General features: G+C 66.5%; 18 protein-coding genes. All 18 read left to right on the forward strand.

The genetic code is table 11. The annotated features are described in order from the left end of the window. The 18 genes from AB4Y94_RS11130 to tuf all read left to right on the forward strand — a co-directional run bounded on the left by AB4Y94_RS11130 (position 1) and on the right by tuf (position 19,331). Complete coding sequence (locus tag AB4Y94_RS11130; protein ID WP_441727889.1) at positions 1-810, forward strand: prepilin peptidase; 810 nt, start codon at positions 1-3, stop codon at positions 808-810. Between the two features lie 34 nt (positions 811-844). Further along, on the forward strand, positions 845-1,894 hold the full coding sequence (pilM, locus tag AB4Y94_RS11135) for a type IV pilus assembly protein PilM (protein ID WP_441727890.1): 1,050 nt from the start codon (positions 845-847) through the stop codon (positions 1,892-1,894). Then, positions 1,891-2,556, forward strand: coding sequence for a hypothetical protein (locus AB4Y94_RS11140; RefSeq protein WP_441727891.1), 666 nt, complete (start codon positions 1,891-1,893; stop codon positions 2,554-2,556). Before pilM ends, AB4Y94_RS11140 begins: the two co-directional genes overlap by 4 nt. Positions 2,557-2,558: 2 nt before the next feature. Beyond that, a complete protein-coding gene (locus AB4Y94_RS11145) occupies positions 2,559-3,305 on the forward strand; it encodes a hypothetical protein (protein WP_441727892.1) in 747 nt (248 codons plus the stop codon). Positions 3,306-3,413: 108 nt separating this feature from the next. Further along, the gene (locus AB4Y94_RS11150) at positions 3,414-4,484 is read left to right on the forward strand and encodes a hypothetical protein (protein ID WP_441727893.1); all 1,071 of its coding nucleotides are present in this window, start codon (positions 3,414-3,416) and stop codon (positions 4,482-4,484) included. 35 nt (positions 4,485-4,519) lie between these two features. After that, positions 4,520-5,008, forward strand: coding sequence for a DUF6121 family protein (locus AB4Y94_RS11155; RefSeq protein ID WP_441727894.1), 489 nt, complete (start codon positions 4,520-4,522; stop codon positions 5,006-5,008). A 42-nt stretch (positions 5,009-5,050) separates the two neighbouring features. Next, a complete protein-coding gene (locus tag AB4Y94_RS11160) occupies positions 5,051-9,592 on the forward strand; it encodes an FtsK/SpoIIIE domain-containing protein (RefSeq protein WP_441727895.1) in 4,542 nt (1,513 codons plus the stop codon). 119 nt (positions 9,593-9,711) lie between these two features. Continuing rightward, the gene (locus AB4Y94_RS11165; protein WP_441727896.1) at positions 9,712-10,008 is read left to right on the forward strand and encodes a WXG100 family type VII secretion target; all 297 of its coding nucleotides are present in this window, start codon (positions 9,712-9,714) and stop codon (positions 10,006-10,008) included. A gap of 124 nt (positions 10,009-10,132) precedes the next feature. Continuing rightward, a complete protein-coding gene (locus AB4Y94_RS11170; RefSeq protein WP_441727897.1) occupies positions 10,133-10,450 on the forward strand; it encodes a hypothetical protein in 318 nt (105 codons plus the stop codon). Then, positions 10,447-11,745: a hypothetical protein gene (locus AB4Y94_RS11175; RefSeq protein ID WP_441727898.1), complete on the forward strand. Its 1,299-nt coding sequence runs from the start codon at positions 10,447-10,449 to the stop codon at positions 11,743-11,745. Before AB4Y94_RS11170 ends, AB4Y94_RS11175 begins: the two co-directional genes overlap by 4 nt. Further along, positions 11,742-12,407, forward strand: coding sequence for a hypothetical protein (locus AB4Y94_RS11180; protein ID WP_441727899.1), 666 nt, complete (start codon positions 11,742-11,744; stop codon positions 12,405-12,407). The genes AB4Y94_RS11175 and AB4Y94_RS11180 overlap by 4 nt, the downstream gene beginning before the upstream one ends. Next, complete coding sequence (locus AB4Y94_RS11185) at positions 12,404-13,021, forward strand: hypothetical protein (protein WP_441727900.1); 618 nt, start codon at positions 12,404-12,406, stop codon at positions 13,019-13,021. The genes AB4Y94_RS11180 and AB4Y94_RS11185 overlap by 4 nt, the downstream gene beginning before the upstream one ends. Next, a complete protein-coding gene (locus AB4Y94_RS11190) occupies positions 13,008-13,859 on the forward strand; it encodes a hypothetical protein (protein ID WP_441727901.1) in 852 nt (283 codons plus the stop codon). Before AB4Y94_RS11185 ends, AB4Y94_RS11190 begins: the two co-directional genes overlap by 14 nt. Positions 13,860-14,055: 196 nt before the next feature. After that, positions 14,056-14,694 carry a spermidine/putrescine ABC transporter substrate-binding protein gene (locus AB4Y94_RS11195; protein ID WP_441727902.1) on the forward strand — a complete coding sequence of 213 codons (639 nt, stop codon included), beginning with the start codon at positions 14,056-14,058 and terminating at the stop codon, positions 14,692-14,694. Positions 14,695-14,913: 219 nt separating this feature from the next. Further along, a complete protein-coding gene (gene rpsL, locus AB4Y94_RS11200) occupies positions 14,914-15,288 on the forward strand; it encodes a 30S ribosomal protein S12 (RefSeq protein ID WP_441727903.1) in 375 nt (124 codons plus the stop codon). Next, the gene (gene rpsG, locus AB4Y94_RS11205; protein ID WP_441727904.1) at positions 15,288-15,758 is read left to right on the forward strand and encodes a 30S ribosomal protein S7; all 471 of its coding nucleotides are present in this window, start codon (positions 15,288-15,290) and stop codon (positions 15,756-15,758) included. Before rpsL ends, rpsG begins: the two co-directional genes overlap by 1 nt. A gap of 132 nt (positions 15,759-15,890) precedes the next feature. Next, entirely contained in the window at positions 15,891-18,005 is a 2,115-nt protein-coding gene (gene fusA, locus AB4Y94_RS11210; protein ID WP_441727905.1) for an elongation factor G, read from the forward strand. A 132-nt stretch (positions 18,006-18,137) separates the two neighbouring features. Further along, positions 18,138-19,331 carry an elongation factor Tu gene (gene tuf / locus AB4Y94_RS11215; RefSeq protein ID WP_441727906.1) on the forward strand — a complete coding sequence of 398 codons (1,194 nt, stop codon included), beginning with the start codon at positions 18,138-18,140 and terminating at the stop codon, positions 19,329-19,331. The last annotated feature ends 52 nt before the right edge of the window (positions 19,332-19,383 follow it).

Below are 19,383 nucleotides of genomic sequence, written 5' to 3' on the forward strand. Positions count from 1 at the left end.
GTGCCAGTCCTTCTCATCGGGAGCCTCGGTCTCTTCATCGGCTCCTTCCTCAATGTGGTGATATTCCGCGTGCCTGCGAGGCGCTCGATCATTTCTCCACCGAGCGCTTGCGGGTCGTGCGGCGCGCAGATCCGGCCATGGGACAACATCCCCGTCCTGTCCTGGGTGTTCCTTGGCGGCCGCTGTCGGGACTGCAGGGCGACGATCTCAGTGCGGTATCCCCTCGTGGAGCTGGGTACGGCGCTGCTCTTCGCTGTCGTTGCCCTAAAGTTCGGCGCGGGCTTACTTCATTCGCCCACGGCGGTCGGGACTGGCATTGTGCTTGTGGCGTATCTTTACCTGGCAGCGATCAGCGTCACGCTCGCCCTTATAGACACAGACACCAAGCGCCTGCCGAATTCGATCGTGCTTCCCGCCTACATGGTTGGGCTCGTCCTCTTTGGCACGGCAGCGGTCTTGGGTGGCGATTTCGGATCGCTCCTGCGGGCCGTGATGGGTCTCAGCGTTCTCTGGGCTGCATATCTCACCCTCGCTTTGGCCTATCGTGGCGGGATGGGCTTCGGCGACGTTAAACTCGCCGGAGTGCTTGGCGTGTTCCTCGGATTCCTAGGCTGGGGCGAGCTAGCAGTCGGCGCATTCGCGGCATTCGTGCTTGGCGGACTCTTCGCGCTCGGGTTAGTCCTCACCCGGCGAGCAGGGCGCAAGAGTGGCATTCCGTTCGGACCCTGGATGCTCGCCGGCGCCTGGGTCGGCATCCTTTTTGGCGATCAGCTCTGGAACGGCTACTTGTCGATCCTTGGCGTGGCCTAGCAGCAACCTAGCCCAGTCAGAGAAAGCAGAACCCATGGCAACCAGCGTCGTAGGAATAGACATCGGCAGCAACTCCGTGCGCGCAGTGGAACTTTCCGATCCGGCCAAGGCGAAGCCCACGCTACTTCGCTACTTCGAGGTGCCGCTGCCCGAGGGCGCAGTGAGTCGAGGCGAGGTCCTTGAGCCGAATACCGTGGCTGCCGCGCTCAAAGAGCTGTGGTCAAAGGGCGGCTTCAAGTCGAAGAATGTCGTGCTCGGGATGGGCAACCAACGCGTGCTCGCCCGTGACCTGACCGTGCCGAAAATGTCGCTTAAGCGCATCCAGGAGTCGCTGCCCTTCGAAGTGCAGGACATGCTCCCGGTCCCGGTGGCGGATGCCCTGCTTGATTTCTATCCGGTTTCGGAAAGTACCGGAGAGAACGGCCCCGTCGTGCACGGACTGCTTATCGCCGCGGTGAAAGAGGCGGTGCTCGGGAACGTCAAGGCGACGCAGCTCGCCGGACTGACCACCGTCGATGTGGACCTCATTCCATTCGCGCTCAGCCGAGTATTGGTCACCCGGCCCGGGCTGACCGGCACGATCGCCGTTGTCGACATCGGCGGCAACACCACCAGTGTAGTCATCGCCAAGGATGGCGTGCCGCAGTTCGTACGCATCATCCCCACCGGTGGAAACGACCTAACCGAGGCCCTCCGCTCCGGCCTGCCAACGAATGCCGCGCAGGCCGAGGCCACGAAACGGAGCCTGGGCCTGGCGACGGGAGAAATTCCGCCGGAGCACCAGCCGGCTACCGAGATCATCTACCAGGTGACCAGCGAACTCCTCACCAGCCTCCGCAACACGGTGACCTACTTCGGCAATACTCACCCGGCCAACCCGGTTAAGCGAATAGTGCTGAACGGCGGAGGCTCGTTGCTCCAAGGGCTTGGGGCCGCGCTCTCCGAACTGACGCGGCTGGACGTGTCCGGATCCGATCCGTTCTCGACCGTCACACTGCCCCGCACCATCCAGACCGACGCGCTCCGCGCCAGCGGGTCAACATTCACCGTCGCTCTGGGGTTGGCATTGGGGAGCGCAGCATGAGCAAAACGGTCAAGGACGACACGCTGGTCGTCGGCGGCGAGCCGCGTGTCGACCTCCTGCCGCTCGAGGTGCGCAAGGAACGTAAGGCGAAAGTCATGCGCCGTCGCCTCGGGCTCGGCGTCGTCGGAGTGCTTCTGCTGATGGTGCTCGCCGCTGGTGGGGCGACGCTCCTTTCGGCCCAGGCTCAGTTACGGCTGTTGGTGGAACAAAGCCGGACCGCCGAGCTACTGGCCGAACAGGGAAAATACATCGAGGTGCGGAAGGTGCAGGACCAGGTGGGTCTCGTGCAGGCCGCCCAGCAAGTCGGCGTGTCGACGGAAATTGACTGGAAGAAATACCTGGAAGCCGTACAGGCGACCCTTCCCGCCAGCGTGACGATTGATGCGGTGACCGTCGACTCCGCATCGCCGCTAGCGATCTATGACCAGCCCACCGCTCCGCTCCAGGGTTCCCGCGTCGCAACAATGAGTTTCACTGCGAAGAGCGCGACCCTACCCGACGTGCCGACCTGGCTGACTGCTCTCGCGACGCTGCCCGGCTATGCGGATGCGCTCCCCGGCTCGGTCAACCTGGATGCCACGACGGGTGAGTACACCGTCAACATCACGATGCACGTCAATGACGCCGCGTTCTCAAAGCGCTTCGCGACGGAGGGTAAGTAACCATGGACAAGAACCGCCTGTGGGTCATCGGCTCCGTCTTGGTAATGGTTGTCGTCGTCGCGCTGGGCTGGGTGCTCGGTGTGGAGCCCCAGCTCAGCGTGACGGCAACGGCGAACCAACAGCTTGCCGAGGTCGAAGCGACCAATGCTGCGCATGAATCGTCGCTGGCAAAGCTCAAGGAGGACTTCAGCGGCATCGACGCGCTCAATCAGCAGCTTGCCTCGTTGAGTCAATCGGTGCCGTCTGGCACCAACGTGCCTGCGTACGTCGACCAGCTGGACGCGCTCGCCACGGCGAACCAGGTCACGCTCAAGAGCTTGACGGTCGCAGATGCCGAGGCGTACACGGCGGTCGCACCTGTTGCGCCGGCTGTCCCCGCAGCCTCCACCGAGGCGGGGGCCAGCGCGGCTCCGACGCCCACCGAGGCTCCGGCGCCGGTGGCGGCACCCGGGGCCCCGCCGGTGACCAACGCGAAGATCACGGCCGACAACTTTGCGTCGCTCGCGGTGACCATCTCGATCAGCGGAAGCTACGGCAACGTGCTGAACTTCGTCAACGGACTGCAGACCGGCTCGCGACTCTTCCTCGTCACCGGCCTCAGCACCACAGCGGCAGCGGATGCTGCGGCACCCGCTGATCCGAAAGCCGCAAAGCCCGCGCCCTCAACTCCGATCGTCGAGGGAACCATCTCCGGACTCATCTACTCCATCGTCACCCCGACGGTGCCGGCGGTTGTCGGCGCCGGGTAGGTGGCGCTAGCTAACGAAGGCACCCGTGCGCGGCGTTCCGCGGCGCGCGGGCAGTGGATTGCTACAGTTGCACATGACAGTGACGGCCCAGGCCACGAGGAGTGCAGCATGAGCGACACGACGCCCAACGACGGCAACACGACACCGCACGGGGACGCCACACCCGAGTTCCGCGAGCCCGGCGCCATCGACTACGAGGCAGCACCGGTCGAGAGTGCGCAGGATGGCACCAGCGACGACGACGGCGGATTCGCCAACGACGACACCGGATTCGCCAACGGTGACGGCGCGAACAGCGCGGTCACCGCCGACGAGGTGCACGAACACCGGCCCGTGACGGCTGAACCGCCTGCGGTCGACGGTGTGACGGTCGACAAGTTCGGCGCTGAGGAAACCGCCGCCACCGCCTACGAGTCGCCGAGCACGGCACCCGAGGCGCCGACCGCCAACGCTGAGCCGCTTCCGGCGCCCGTGGCTGCCGGTACGGTCAAGCGCGAAACGTACGTACCGGCCGCCACGGTCGGCGGAACCGGCGCGGCGACCCTCGCCGCCGATAACGCCGTCACGACGCAGTACCCGGAATACACCCCGGCCGCCGCACCCGTGCAGCAGACCCCGATCTACGTGCAGGCCCCGACCCCGCCGAAGAACCGCGGCAACCGCGGCGGCGGCATCCTGATCGCCGTGCTCGCCACTCTCGTCTACGCGGTTCTTTACGCGGCAGTCGCCTTCGTCATCGCCGCAGTGAACAGCAGCACGGTGAACGACGCCACCACCACATTCACCGAATTCCTCGTGCGCCCGGTGTTCTACATCCCGGTGATCTTCTTCTTCCTCGCCTTCGCACTGCTGATCGCCCTGGTGAACCGGGGCGGCTGGTGGGCGTACGTGCTGTTCGCCTTCCTGGTCGCAGTGGTGGTGTACTTCTCCTACATCGGTGGAGCGCTGCTCACCCAGGCCGCCTGGAACTTCACCCCCGAGGAGGCCGGCCGCTTCGTTGCGTCGCTGTGGCTGAACCCCGCCGCCATCGCCGCCGCCGTTCTCGCCCGCGAGGTTCCGATCTGGTTCGGCGCCTGGATCGCCCGCCGCGGCCGCAAGGTCACCGTGCGCAACACGGAAGCCCGCGCCGAGTATGAGCGCCAGATCGCCGAGGGCCCGCAACTGGCCCGGCCCGCGTAAGTCTCGACAGGCTCGACCACCGGGGCGGGAACCCCATGCGTGACTACCAGAAATACGCGACCATCGTCGCGATCTTCGCGACGGTGCTCTACCTCGCCGCGATCGTCGCAGCTTTCGGCTTGATCAGCCTCGCCACCGACCAAGAGGTGATCAGCGAGCCGAACGCGGGCCCGCTGGTCGGGCCGACGATGACCGGGGCATCCGTCGCGATCACCTGCCTGCTGATGCTCATCGTCGGCCTCCGCACCCCACCGGAGCGGCAGCGCATCGCCCCCGGCTACGCGCTGGCCACCGGCATCGCCGCCCTCGGCGTCTTCATCGTGGTCGGCGGCCTGCTGGCGGTTGTCGGCGACGGGCAGCCGTTCCACCTCATCACCTTCAGCGCGGGCATGCTGATCAGCCCCTTCGCTTGGGCGGTGGGCGGGCTCGGCTTCGTGGTCACCCTGCTCTACAGCTGGATCCTGGCCCTCCGCTTCGGCGAACGCGGCCGCCCGCTCTGGCCGTGGGAGCGTCGCGGCGATTAGCGGGCAGCCGGCCGCGTCACGTGGACTGGTTAGAGTGTGTGAATGCGCCTGAAGCTGACCCTGGTACGACCGTCCGGCTCTTCCAGCGACATCGTCGTGACAGCGGATGCCGCAGCCACCATCTCCGAAGTAGCCGCGACGATCAGCCGGGTCGACGCCGGAGCCACCCACAAACCCGAGCGCAGCCTCACCCTGCGCGCCACCCTGCCCGGGCAGAGTGACCCGCTCACCCTGCCGCCGGACGCCCCGGTCGGCGAGGCCTGGATCGGCTCGGGCGCATCCGTCAGCCTGCACGATGCCGGGGTGATGTACCGGGCACCGTCCGAGCTGAAGGCCCCCATCGTCGGCACCCTGCGGGTGCTGGCCGGGCCGGATGCCGGCCGGGAGTTCCCGCTGAAGGCCGGAAGCCTGATCGTCGGCAGGGACTCGGCGTGTGACATCGTGCTCAGCGACAACCTGGTCTCCAAGAAGCATGTGCGCCTCGAGGTCTCAGACCTGGTCGAGGTGATCGACCTCGGCTCCGCCAACGGCGTCGTCGTCGACGGCGGCATCGTCGGGCGCCTGCATATCGAAAGGTCCGGCCGGCTGCTGCTCGGCGACGACGACATTGAAATCACGATGACCGCGGGGGCGGCGCCGGAGGCTGCGCCGAAGCCCGGACCCATCTTCTTCAACCGTTCGCCGAAGGTGGAGACGCGCTACAACGGGACGGAGTTCACCGCCCCCGACGTGCCAGAGGAGCCGGACGAAGCGCCGTTCCCGCTGCTTGCGATGATGACCCCGATCTTCCTCGGGCTGGCGATGGCGTTCATCATGCAGCGCCCCTCCGCCCTGCTGTTCTGCATCATGTCGCCGGTGATGATGATCGGCAACTTCATCACCCAGAAGACCGGGGGCAAACGCAAGCTCAAGAAAGCCGTCGCCAAGTTCGAGCATAAGCTCGACGCGCTGAGTGCTCTCCTCGCAGCCGAGCGGGTCCGTGAGCGCAGCCAGCGGCTGCTGGAGTCGCCCTCCACGGAAGAGGCCTACGGGCAGGCCATCCGCCGGGGGCCGCTGCTATGGACCCGCCGCCCCGAACACTGGTCATTCCTCAATGTCCGGCTCGGCATCGGCACCATGTCCTCCCGCAACGAGATCATCGAGGGCAGTCGTGGCGACATGCTTCCTGAATTCCAGGATCGCCTCGACGCGGTGGTGGAAGCCAACCGGCAGGTCGACGGCGTGCCCCTCATCGACAACCTCTTCGACTCCGGCGCACTCGGGATCGCCGGGAGCCCCGACTCCGCCGCAGGGTCGATCAACTCGGTGCTGGTGCAGCTGACGGCGCTGCACTCGCCCGCCGAGCTCGTCGTCGGGGCGCTCCTCACCCCGCGCTGGTCGAACGAGTTCGAGTGGCTGAAGTGGATGCCGCACACCTCGAGTGCGCACAGTCCGCTCGCGGGCAGCCACCTGGCCGACAGCCCCTCGAGCGGCGTCGTGCTGCTGTCGGCGATCGAAGGCCTGATCGCTGCGCGGCTCGGCAGCCAGGCGCAGGTGCGCCGGCGCGGGGCGATGGAGCAGGAGAAGGCCGCCCTCGAGCGCGGCGCAGATGTGCTCGCCTCCCAGGAGGCTGACGGCACCCAGTCCGAGATCCCCGCCGTCATCCTGCTGATCTCCGACGATGTGGCGCTCGACCGGGCCCGACTGGTGCAGATCGCAGAGCTCGGCGCCGACGCCGGCGTCTACCCGATCTGGATCGCCGGCGACGTCGCCGAGTTGCCGGCCGTGTGCCGCACCTACCTGTCGGTTCCCTCCAATGAGGGCCAGGCCGTCGCCGGATTCGTGCGACTGGGTGAGACGATCACCGATGTCGAGACCGAGCTGGTCTCGAAAGACCGTGCGCTCGCGTACGCGAAGCGGATGGCGCCGGTGACCGACGCCGGCGCGCTCGTCGCCGACGCCAGCGACCTGCCGCGCACCGTCTCGCTGGTCACGCTGCTCGGCCACGACATGGTCGAGACCAGCGACGCCGTGATCGACCGCTGGCAGCAGAACGCCTCCATCCACGACCGCGGCGGCGGCAAGCCCAAGCCGCGACGGGCCGGGAAACTCCGCGCGATCATCGGCTCCGCCGGCGTTGACGCGATGCACCTGGACCTTCGAACCCAGGGCCCGCACGCCCTGGTCGGTGGCACCACCGGGGCCGGCAAGAGCGAGTTCCTGCAGGCCTGGGTGCTGGGCATGGCCGCCGAGTACAGCCCGGACCGGGTGACCTTCCTGTTCGTCGACTACAAGGGCGGTTCAGCGTTCGCGGACTGCGTCAGCCTGCCGCACTGCGTCGGCCTGGTCACCGACCTCAGCCCGCACCTGGTGCGCCGTGCCCTCACCAGCCTCCGCGCCGAACTGCACCACCGTGAGCACCTGCTCAACCGCAAGAAGGCGAAGGACCTGCTCGAGCTCGAGAAGCGCGGCGACCCCGACAGCCCGCCCGCCCTGGTGCTGGTCATCGACGAGTTCGCCGCACTCGCCACCGAGGTGCCCGAATTCGTCGACGGTGTCGTCGACATCGCCCAGCGCGGCCGCTCCCTTGGCATCCACCTGATCATGGCGACCCAGCGCCCGGCCGGCGTGATCAAGGACAACCTGCGCGCCAACACCCCGTTGCGCATCGCGCTGCGGATGGCCGACGAGTTCGACAGCAGCGACGTGATCGGCACCAAGGACGCCGCCCACTTCGACCCCGCCATCCCCGGCCGCGGTGTGGCCAAGACCGGCCCAGGCCGGCTCGCGCAGTTCCAATCCGCCTACGCGGGCGGCTGGACCAGCCGCGAGCCCGAGCGGGCCGGCATCGACGTCGCCGAATTGCGCTTCGGCGCCGAAAGTAAATGGGAGGAACCCGGAAGCGGCGCTCCCGTTGACGAGGAGAGAGACCTCGGCCCCACCGACCAACAACAGCTGGTCACCACCATCGTCGCAGCGGCCGGCCGCGCCGCCATCCCCGCGCCGCGGCGGCCGTGGCAAGACGAGCTGGCCCCGCTCTACGACCTCGGCAAGCTCCGGCAGCGCACTGACTCTGCCCTGCTGCTCGGTGTCTCAGACCTGCCGCACCGGCAGGAGCAGAACGCGGTGTACTTCCAACCGGATGTCGACGGTCACGTTTCCATCTTCGGCACCGGTGGGTCCGGAAAGAGCGCGCTCCTGCGCACCCTCGCTGCCGCGGCGGGGATCACCCCGCGCGGCGGCCCGGTGCAGGTCTACGGGCTGGACTTCGGCACCGGCAGCCTCCGGATGCTCGAGGCGTTGCCGCACGTCGGTTCGATCATCTCCGGAGACGACTCAGAGCGCGTGGTGCGGCTGTTCCGTTCGCTCAAGGCGACGCTGGAGGAACGCGGCCCTCGCTACGCGGAGGCGAACGCCTCGAACATCGCGGACTACCGTGAACTCACCGGCAAGCGGGACGAACCCCGCATCCTGCTGCTGATCGACGGGTACCCGGCCTTCCGCGACGACTGGGAATCCACCAGCGGCCGGATGCCGTGGTACAACGTGTTCAAGGACATTCTCACCGATGGCCGGCAGCTGGGCATGCACGTTGCGCTCACCGCTGACCGGTCGGGGGCGGTCCCCACCGGTGTGAGTTCCAGCATCCAGCGCCGGATCGTGCTGCGCCTGGCCGATGAGGGCGGCTATGGCATGCTCGACGTTCCGGGTGACATCCTGAGCGCCAAATCCCCGGCCGGCCGCGCGATCGTCGACGGCATGGAAACACAGATCGCCATCCTCGGCGGCTCCAGCGCGGTGGCCGAACAGTCTGCGGCCACCCGGCTGCTGGCGGAGTCGATGCGCCGCGCCGGGATCACCGACGCTCCGCCGATCGGGTCGATGCCCACCGAGTATCCTGCCTCCGAGCTGCCGGACACGCTCGCCGGCTTCCCGGTGCTCGGTGTCAGCGACCTGGACCTCGGACCGTACGCGTTCGACCCGACCGGCGTGATGATCGTCGCCGGGCCCCCCGCCAGCGGCCGCACCACAGCCCTGCACGCGCTGGCGCAGTCGGTCCGGCGCGCCCAGCCCGACGCCCGCTTGTACTACCTCGGCAACCCGCGGTCGCCGCTGGCGCGGGGTGACTGGTGGGCCGGCTCCGCCGTCGCGATCGAGGAGGTGGCGGCGCTGGCCAAGGACCTCGCCGCAGCGGTGGCCGACCCGGACACCGAGGGCCGCATCGTGGTAATGGTGGAAACGATCTCGGACTTCCTGCAGACGCCCGCGGAGGCGGCGCTGACCGAACTGGTCAAGGCCGTCAAGCGCAGCGACCACACCTTCATCGCGGAGAGCGAGACCTCGACCTGGGCTTCCTCGTGGGGACTGTTCAGCGAGATCAAGAACGTGCGCCGCGGCCTGCTGCTGCAGCCCGACTATACCGAGGGCGAGTTCCTGCTGAAGACGCCGCTGCCCCGGTCCAACCGGGCGGAGTTCCCGCCCGGCCGCGGCGTGTTCATCTCGCGGGGTAAGTTCGTCCGGGTGCAACTTCCCCTTCCGGTCGCCGAACCGGTCGTCGAAGCCGAGCGGACCCCGGAATGGGAGCTGTCGGCATCCGTCGTGTGACGGGCCTGGGCCGGTGCATGGGTAGTCGTACCCATCGACCGGTTCCTGGGCTGCCGTTAGGTTGGATGTAGTCGGTCGGCTCATGGGGGTTGGCCTCGGACTTCAAGGGAGTTTTTTTCATGGCAAACATGAACGTTACATACGACGAGATGACCACCGCGGCGAACAACCTCCGCGACGGCCAGGGCCAGATCGAAGAGACCCTGGGCCGCCTCCGCGGGCTCGTCGACAGCCTGATCAGCCAAGGCTTCCAGACCGACAAGGCGTCCGGCCAGTTCGGCACCTCCTACCAGGCCATGGACAAGGGCCTCACCGACGCCCTCACCGGCATCTCCGGCATGGCCGACTTCCTGGTGCAGGCGCGCGACGCCATCCAGGGCGTCGACGAGCAGCTCGGCGCCGGCCTCCAGGGCTAACACTTCGCTCAACCACACGGCTCGGCCGGCCATTGCGGCCGGCCGAGCCGTCACCCGCCGTCGCCGCGAATCGCGTGGCCCGGTAACACCAGTTGCCAGTAGTTGTCAGTAAGAGGGGAATCCAATGTCCGACCTAGTCATCCAGATGCATCTGCTGGACCAGTTGGAGAAGGACCTTGCCGACATCGCCGCCGAATACGCCAAGGCTGACGAGTTCAGCGGCGAGATGGCGGATGCCGTCGGGAACGACGAGCTCGGCGACCGGGTGCGGGACTTCTCCCACAAGTGGAACGACCGGCGGAAGAACATGACCGAACAGGTCACGGCGTTGCATGACCAGGTCAAAGCGATCCGGGACGCGTTCACGGAGGTGGACGCCGAACTCGGCAAGGCCCTGGTCGAAGCCGCAGCAGACAGCACCGGGGGTGCGGGAAAACCATGAGCAATAAAGACACCGAATACAACAAGCTGACCGGTGATGCCGCGGTGGTGCTGAGCAAGGCTCGGCGCTACGAAGAACTCGGCCATGCGATCGCCCGCTCCGTGCTGACGCTCAAGAACATCGCCGAGGCGGACGAGAACAAGAGCAAGGCGGTCTCAGCGCTCAAGGACTCCGCCAAGAACGTCGCCCGTGACATCGAGAAGGCCCAGGAGCGGTACAGCCTCACCGCCGAGGCGCTCCTCACCTACGCCGGCAAGCTCCAGACCGCGCAGGACGACGCGGTCACCGCGATCTCCGCGATCACCACCGCCGAGGGCGAACTGTCCACCGCCCGCTCGAAGAAGAGCGCTGCGGAGACGAAGGCCGAGACTCCGGGCGAGGACCAGGCGGCCGACAAGAAGGCTGCGGATGCCGCCGGCGACGATTTCGACGGCGCGGTCTCCGCGCTCAGCGCCGCCCACGGTCTCTGGCACGCCGCCAGGAAGATCAAGGACGATGCGGCCAGCCACGCCGCGGGCCAGATCGAGGACGTGGTCAACGGCAAGGTCGGCGACAAGCTGAACGATTCCTGGTGGGACAACCTCGGGAGCATCAAAGACGTCATCAAGGTCGTGTGCGAGGTCGCCGGCGTCCTGGCGATCTTCCTCTCCTGGGTGCCGATCCTCGGCGCGGTCCTCGTGGGGCTTGCCCTGCTCGGCGCCCTGATCACCCTCGTCGACGCGAGCGTCAAGCTGTCTCGCGGCGAGGGCAGCCTCAGTGACGTCATCTTCGCCGCAGTGGGCGTAGTGCTGGCCGCCTTCGGCGGCAAGATCGTCTCCTACCTCGCCAAGCTCGCCAAGTTCAAGTCGGCGGGCGCGCTCGCCGGCCGGGCATCCGGCGGCAAGGGGATGGGATACAAGGAGTTCAAGAAGGTCTTCGGTGTGTCAAAGACCGGGGCGAAGGCCGAGCTGAAGACGCTCACCAGCTTCAAGGGCGGCATGAAGGAAGCATTCAAGAACCCGTTCCAGCTGAAAATGGGCGAGGGCGCGACGAGGCGTGCGCGCTTCGCCGACGGCTTTCAGACCTCGGGGAAGGACTTCCTCAGCAACCCGCTCAAGCTGAAATCGCTGGATGACATGCCGTGGAGCAACCTCACCACCGGGTCCAAGGTCACCCTCGTCGTGCTGGACGCCCGGCAGGTCGGCGGTACGGTCCAGACCCTGGTCAACAACACCACCGACGCCCAGATCTCGCTGAAGCCCGAGAACCTGCTGAAAGACGCGGCGAACGGCATCGAGGGACTGGTCAGGCGATGACCGCCGGCATCCGCTCGGTGGAGATCATCGACTACGACTTCGATGTGCCGGCCGACTTCTACCCGGTGCAGCTTGACGCCGCCGAAGACATCGACTCGACGCGCTGGGCGCTGGGCGTCGTGGACGACGTCGCACTGAACGCTCCCGCCAGCGGCGACGTCGGCGACATCGCCCTGCAGCTGGCCGAACTGCGCACGCGTCTCCTCGGCCAGCAGAACCCGTGGCTGAGCGCAGTCGTGTCGGTGCGCCCGGAGAAATACCTCACCATCGGCGCACTGCTGATGGTGCAACAGCTCGCAATGGACGAGGACGACGGGCCTGACGGCTTCGAGCAGCTCGCTCGCCAGGAATCCGAGCGGATGCGCCCCGGCGCGCGCTCCCGTGACCTCGTGATCTGGCGCGACGAGATCCCCGCCGGAGAGGTGGTCGGGCTCTATCAGCGCGTCGAGTTCACCGCGCCAGGGCAGCCGGAGGGGCGCTTGTCCGAACGCACCATGTTCGGCGTCTTCCCGCCCGGTTCGACGGACATGCTCCAGTTCACCTTCACCTGCGACGACTTCGGAGCCTTCGGCGACATGCGCGCCGAAAGCCAGGCCATCGTCGCGACGCTCAGCGTGAAGACGGCAGCGCTCGACGGCGGCACTGTGACGGGCGCACTGTGACCCGGCAGGTCTCCATGCGGCCGGGCCGCGCCACCGACATCTCCATGGTGCTTCCCGGTTCGTGGGCGAACGTCCCGGTCGGCGATGAGGCGAACGCAGACCGGATCATCGCCGCGCTGGTGAGCCGGCAGGTCGGGCGGAGCGACCGGCTGGCCCGGGTGCGGCGTGAATCGAAGGAACAGCTCAAAGATGTCGTGGCGCGGGCCCGCGCCGCCGGGGTGTTCCAGGTGGCCCTGTCGCTCGAGATCCTGCCCGGGATCCCGTTCCCGGCGGCGATGTTCCTCGACTTCCGGCCCTGGGCCGGCGACATGCCGGAGCCTGCCGACCGTGCCGGCCGCCTGCTGGAGATGCTGCCGACCGCCGAGATCCTCGACCTGGACGCCGGCGTCACCGCCCGCGTGTGGCGCCAGGTCACGATCACGCCGGGGGAGGAGTCCATCCCGGACACCAAGCTGGAATACCTCCTGCCCACCGCGGACGGCGACCAGCTCCTGCACATCGTCGCCGACGCCCCGGTTGAATGCGACCCGGAGATGATCGTCGCGCTATTCGACGCCATGGTGGACTCCATCCGCTGGCGAGAACCGATCGGACCCGCAGATGGCATCCGCTAAGCCCGCCGCCGGAGCGAAGAAGAAGGGCGCCGCGGCGCCGGACCCCCGGCCGTTCTTCCTCGGCGGCGGTGTGCTCGCCGTGCTCGGGGTCGCCTCGCTGATCTGGCTGTACGGGCTCGGGCTCGCCGGGTCGCCGATGACGGAGTTGCTGCCGGTCCTGAAGAAGGGCTTCAGCTACGTCGCCCTGCCGGGCGTGCTCTTCCTCCTGGCCGGGGTGCCGCTCTTCCTCGCCGTGATGTTCCGAGGCGCCCGCTGGTCGGCCAGGGACCGCAGCTTCTGGCAGGGCGGGTCGGTCGCCATCGACATCGGTTTGACCCCGCTCCCGGCTGTCCTGCTCTGGCTGCTGGTTCCGCTCGTCGCCTACGTGCCGCTGATACCGGTTCCCGTGCTGGCAGAGACCAGCGCCGGTGATTTCGGCGACACCGTGCGCGGTGCGTCACCCGAGTTCTGGACCCTCGTCTCCATCTACGGGTTTCTCGCCGCCGGCACCGTTGGCGTGTTCCTGGCCTCCCTGCTGAAACGCGCCACCTACCGCCGGCTGGCCGCGGCCCACGCCGGCGCCAGCCGCACCGACACCGCGAACGGCGGCAGTACCTTTTGGCGACTCGTCGCCACCCAATGGCGGGCCGAGACGTTCCTCGCCTTCATCGGGTTCGGCCTGTTCGGGGTGCTGCCGCTGCTCTGGCACGACTCGCTCGCCGGGCAGAAGCCGTTCGACGACACCGCCCTGATCGTCCTCAGCAGCGTGGCCGCCGGCTGCAGCGTGCTGGCTGCGGTGACGGTGCTGAATGCCTGGCGGTCCGGTGACCCGTACGGCCTCGCCGAATCCGTCGCCTGACCGCCGTCCCGCCTGACCAATTCCCGCCCCCGCCCCCGCCGCAGCCGCCGAGTTGCCCACTTCTGCTGGTCTGGGCGCCGGGCCACCGCAGATTTGGGCGACTCGGCGCAGTGACGGGTCAGGGCTCGCCGAAGCCGTCGCCTGCTGCAACGAAGTCGCAGCGTGGTGGTGGCGTGAAGCGACTACTCTTGGCCTCATGGACGGGTCCATCGAGTCGCGCGTCAGCCATGAGGTCGACAACTGGTTGCGCTGGCTTCCCCGCTGGCGGCCGGGGACGCACCGCGGCCGTACTCGCCTCTGTCGGCAGTGCTTCGGCTCACCGGTGGTCGGCGCCGCCGGCCTCGACACCGACGTGCCGCACGCGGTGCAGCACGCGATGGCAATGCGGATGAAACTCGTGATCGACGCATCCGTTGACGAGTACACCGAGCTGAACCTGCCGCTGCTGAGCCGCGAACTGCGGCTCACCGAGGAGCGCAAGGCGGCACACGCCTACCGGCCGGCCGAGGGCCTCGAACCTGAATTCAAGGGGCTCGACCTCGACCCGCCGCCGGCCCCCGACGAACCGTACCTCTTCACCTTCGGCGAACTGGCCCAGGCCGACGACGCTGACGGGCACCCGGCCCCACCGCAGCCGCCCCTCACCGTCGAGGAGAAGGCGATGATCCGGGCAGAGCTGAAACTCGCCGACGATTTCGCCACGCTCGTCGGCCGCCGGGTCTGCGCCGAACTGGAACTGCACCGGGAACGCATCCGCCGGGCCGTCGCCGACTTCGTCGAACCGCAGGTGCAGGCGCTCCTGGCCGATCTGGACAGTTCGCTGGACTTCAGATAGTATTTACCGGTGTGCGTTTTGTCGTGCGCTTCAACCGTGCCGCGACACACCACACATGCAGGGTTTGCTCTCCGAGCAGCCCCCACGGCATACCCACCCAATCCACGGAATTCGTTCCGTTCTGCGGGCGGGTCCAGATGAACTCGACACAGCGTCAGCAAAGGTCGAATGCTAACCATCAATGAGCTGTCACCGTGCAGCAATAACAAGGAGTAATTAGTGCCAACCATTCAGCAGTTGGTCAGGAAGGGCCGCAGCCCCAAGGTCGTCAAGACCAAGGCTCCCGCCCTGAAGGCCAACCCGCAGCAGCGCGGCGTGTGCACCCGCGTGTACACCACCACCCCGAAGAAGCCGAACTCGGCTCTTCGCAAGGTCGCCCGCGTCAAGCTGTCGAACGGTACCGAAATCACCGCCTACATCCCCGGTGAGGGACACAACCTGCAGGAGCACTCGATGGTGCTCGTCCGCGGTGGCCGTGTGAAGGACCTTCCCGGTGTTCGTTACAAGATCGTTCGCGGCGCGCTGGACACCCAGGCTGTCAAGAACCGCAAGCAGGCTCGCAGCCGCTACGGCGCGAAGATGGAGAAGAAGTAATGCCTCGCAAAGGTCCCGCTCCTAAGCGCCCCGTTATCGCTGACCCGGTATACGGCGCCCCCATCGTCAGCCAGCTCGTCAACAAGATCCTCCTCGATGGCAAGAAGGGCCTTGCCGAGCGCATCGTCTACGGTGCCCTCGAAGGCGTCTCCGCCAAGAACGGTGCGGATGCTGTCGTCACGCTGAAGAAGGCGCTCGACAACGTGCGCCCGACCCTCGAGGTGCGTTCGCGCCGCGTCGGTGGTTCCACCTACCAGGTGCCCGTCGAAGTCAAGCCGCACCGCGCCAACACGCTGGCCCTCCGCTGGTTGACCAGCTACGCCAAGGCGCGTCGCGAGAAGACCATGACCGAGCGCCTCACCAACGAGATTCTCGACGCGTCCAACGGCCTCGGTGCCGCGGTGAAGCGTCGTGAAGACACCCACAAGATGGCCGAGTCGAACAAGGCCTTCGCGCACTACCGCTGGTAGCGCGCTGGAGCTGGGGCAATCGCGTCAGCGATTGCGCGACGCCAGCGCCGAGGGAGCCTGCGACCGAGGAAACACATCAGTCGCAGGCACCCCGTTCGACCTCACCACACACAAACTTTCCGGAGGACACCCGTGGCACTTGACGTGCTCACCGACCTGAACAAGGTCCGCAATATCGGCATCATGGCGCACATCGATGCCGGCAAGACCACCACCACTGAGCGCATCCTGTTCTACACCGGTGTCAACCACAAGATCGGTGAGACCCACGACGGTGCCTCAACGATGGACTGGATGGCACAGGAGCAGGAACGTGGCATCACGATCACGTCCGCTGCCACCACCTGTTTCTGGAACGGCAACCAGATCAACATCATCGACACCCCCGGCCACGTTGACTTCACCGTCGAGGTGGAGCGTTCGCTCCGCGTCCTCGACGGTGCTGTCGCCGTGTTCGACGGCAAGGAGGGCGTTGAGCCCCAGTCCGAGACCGTCTGGCGCCAGGCCGACAAGTACGACGTTCCCCGCATCTGCTTCGTCAACAAGATGGACAAGCTCGGCGCTGACTTCTACTACACCGTCGACACCATCATCAACCGCCTCGGCGCCAAGCCGCTGGTCATCCAGCTGCCGATCGGCTTCGAGTCGGGCTTCGAGGGTGTCGTCGACCTCGTCGAGATGCGCGCGCTGACCTGGCGTGGAGACTCAAAGGGTGACGTCGAAATGGGCGCCAAGTACGCCGTCGAGGAGATCCCGGCCGACCTCGTGGAGAAGGCTGCTGAGTACCGCAAGCTGCTCCTCGAGACCGTCGCCGAGACCGATGACGCCCTGATGGAGAAGTACTTCTCCGGCGAAGAGCTGACGGTCTCCGAGATCAAGCACGCCATCCGCAAGCTCACCGTCAACAGCGAGATCTACCCGGTGCTGTGTGGTTCTGCGTTCAAGAACCGCGGCGTCCAGCCGATGCTCGATGCCGTTGTCGACTACCTCCCCACCCCGCTTGACGTTCCCGCCATCGAGGCGCTCGACGCTCGCGACGAGGAGAAGACGATCATGCTGCACCCGAACGCCGACGAGCCGTTCGCGGCCCTCGCGTTCAAGGTTGCCGTGCACCCGTTCTTCGGTCGCCTCACCTACGTTCGTGTTTACTCCGGTCGCCTCGACAGCGGTGCCCAGGTCATCAACTCGACCAAGGGCAAGAAGGAGCGCATCGGGAAGATCTTCCAGATGCACGCCAACAAGGAGAACCCGATCGACTTCGTGACCGCCGGTCACATCTACGCGGTCATCGGCCTCAAGGACACCACGACGGGAGACACCCTGTGCGACCCGAACCAGCAGGTTGTGCTCGAGTCCATGACGTTCCCTGAGCCCGTCATCGAGGTCGCCATCGAGCCGAAGACGAAGCAGGACCAGGAAAAGCTGGGCCTCGCCATTCAGAAGCTGGCCGAAGAGGACCCGACCTTCCGCACCGAGCAGAACACGGAAACCGGCCAGACGGTCATCAAGGGCATGGGTGAACTTCACCTTGACATCCTCGTCGACCGGATGAAGCGCGAGTTCAACGTGGAAGCGAACGTGGGCAAGCCCCAGGTCGCCTACCGTGAGACCATTAAGCGCGCCGTGGAGAAGCACGACTTCACCCACAAGAAGCAGACCGGTGGCTCCGGCCAGTTCGCGAAGATCCAGATCGCGATCGAGCCGATGGAGATCACCGCTGAGAAGAGCTACGAGTTCTTGAACAAGGTCACTGGTGGCCGCATCCCGCGGGAGTACATCCCCTCGGTCGACGCGGGTATCCAGGATGCCCTGCAGGTCGGCGTACTTGCGGGTTACCCCATGGTCGGCGTTCGGGCGAGCCTGCTCGACGGCGCTGCCCACGACGTCGACTCCTCGGAGATGGCGTTCAAGATTGCCGGCTCGATGGGCTTCAAGGAAGCCGCTCGGAAGGCACAGCCTGTTCTGCTCGAGCCGCTGATGGCTGTCGAGGTGCGTACCCCCATGGAATACATGGGAGACGTCATCGGCGACCTCAACTCGCGTCGTGGCCAGATCCAGGACATGGAGGACGCAAGCGGTGTGAAGGTAATTCGCGCCCACGTTCCGCTGTCGGAGATGTTCGGATACATCGGTGACCTGAGGTCGAAGACCTCCGGCCGCGCGGTGTACTCGATGACATTCGAGAGCTATGCCGAGGTCCCGAAGGCTGTTGCCGACGAGATCATCCAGAAGAACAAGGGCGAGTAGCCCTCCGGGCCTTGCGGCCCGAATCGCTTAGGCCTTCCGGCCCGAGTAACATAAGTACACAAATCCAGCGCAGTTCAGGGCCGCCTACCAGCGGCGGGTGAATCTGCACAAGAGTCCTGAGGAGGACCCACAGTGGCCAAGGCCAAGTTCGAGCGGACTAAGCCGCACGTAAACATCGGAACGATCGGTCACGTTGACCACGGAAAGACGACGCTGACTGCAGCGATCTCCAAGGTCCTGGCCGATAAGTACCCGTCCGCAACCAACGTTCAGCGCGACTTCGCGTCGATCGACTCCGCTCCAGAAGAGCGCCAGCGCGGTATCACGATCAACATCTCGCACGTCGAGTACGAGACGCCCAAGCGTCACTACGCTCACGTCGACGCCCCGGGTCACGCTGACTACATCAAGAACATGATCACCGGTGCTGCCCAGATGGATGGCGCGATCCTCGTGGTTGCCGCTACCGACGGCCCGATGGCTCAGACCCGTGAGCACGTTCTGCTCGCCCGCCAGATCGGCGTTCCGTCGATCCTGGTCGCGCTGAACAAGTCCGACATGGTCGACGACGAAGAGATCCTTGAGCTCGTCGAGCTCGAGGTTCGCGAGTTGCTCTCCAGCCAGAACTTCGATGGCGACAACGCCCCCGTCGTTCAGGTCTCGGGCCTCAAGGCGCTTGAAGGCGACGAGAAGTGGGTCCAGAGCATCCTCGACCTCATGCAGGCCGTCGATGACTTCATCCCCGACCCGGTTCGCGACAAGGACAAAGCGTTCCTGATGCCGATCGAGGACGTCTTCACGATCACCGGTCGTGGAACCGTCGTCACCGGCCGCGCCGAGCGCGGAACCCTCAAGATCAACTCCGAGGTCGAGATCGTCGGCATCCGCCCGACGCAGAAGACCACGGTCACTGGCATCGAGATGTTCCACAAGCAGCTCGACGAGGCATGGGCCGGCGAGAACTGTGGTCTGCTCCTTCGTGGCACCAAGCGCGAAGACGTCGAGCGCGGCCAGGTTGTCGTCAAGCCGGGCTCGGTTACGCCGCACACCGACTTCGAGGGCACCGCCTACATCCTGTCCAAGGATGAGGGTGGCCGTCACAACCCGTTCTACGCGAACTACCGCCCGCAGTTCTACTTCCGCACCACGGACGTCACCGGCGTCATCACGCTGCCCGAGGGCACCGAGATGGTCATGCCCGGCGACACCACCGACATGACCGTCGCGCTGATCCAGCCGATCGCCATGGAAGAGGGCCTCGGCTTCGCAATCCGTGAGGGTGGCCGCACCGTCGGCGCCGGAACGGTGACCAAGGTCATCAAGTAGTACCGCTTCACTGATCAGGGGTCGGCCTTCGGGCCGGCCCCTTTTTGGTGCG

It is taken from the genome of Glaciibacter sp. 2TAF33, from assembly GCF_052114945.1.
In the GTDB taxonomy this organism is placed as follows: domain Bacteria; phylum Actinomycetota; class Actinomycetes; order Actinomycetales; family Microbacteriaceae; genus Cryobacterium.